Origin of the sequence: Halomonas sp. AOP27-A1-41 (genome assembly GCF_052378605.1) — a bacterium.
Taxonomy (GTDB): Bacteria; Pseudomonadota; Gammaproteobacteria; order Pseudomonadales; family Halomonadaceae; genus Vreelandella; species Vreelandella citrativorans.
On sequence record NZ_JBQSXT010000066.1, the window covers coordinates 1 to 544 of the forward strand.

The window sequence follows — 544 nt, forward strand, 5'->3', positions numbered from 1 at the left end:
GGTATGGACGCGTCCATGATGAAGCGCCTCAAGGACCTGGAAGACGAAAACCGTCGGCTCAAGAAGATGTACGCCGAAGAGCGCTTGAAATCCGAGCTTCGCCAGGAGGCCCTTGAGGGAAAGTGGTAAAGCCATCTCAACGCCGAGAGATGGCAAAAAATGCAGTTGATGCTGATCGCTGCAGTGTACGGCTGGCCTGTGTGGCCTTTGGTATCAGTGAGACCTGTTATCGCTACCGGGCAAAGCTGAGCCATGAGAACGCGGTGATTGCCGACTGGCTGGTGCGTTTAACCCATAACCAGCGTAACTGGGGTTTTGGGCTGTGTTACCTGTATCTGCGCAACGTGAAGGGCTTCGGCTGGAACCATAAGCGCATCTACCGGATTTACCGGGAGCTGGAGCTTAACCTGCGGATCAAGCCCAAGAAGCGACTGGTGCGGAAAAAGCCGGAACCCTTGTCGGTACCGCAGGTTCTGAACGGCTGTTGGTCTATGGACTTCATGCACGACCAGTTGGCAGACGGCCGAACGTATCGATTGTTCAA

1 pseudogene is annotated in these 544 nt (G+C 55.0%); it reads left to right on the plus strand.

Annotation, left to right across the window (positions count from 1 at the left end):
- Positions 1–544: pseudogene (locus ACT3TC_RS17120) on the plus strand (IS3 family transposase); the annotation flags it as partial.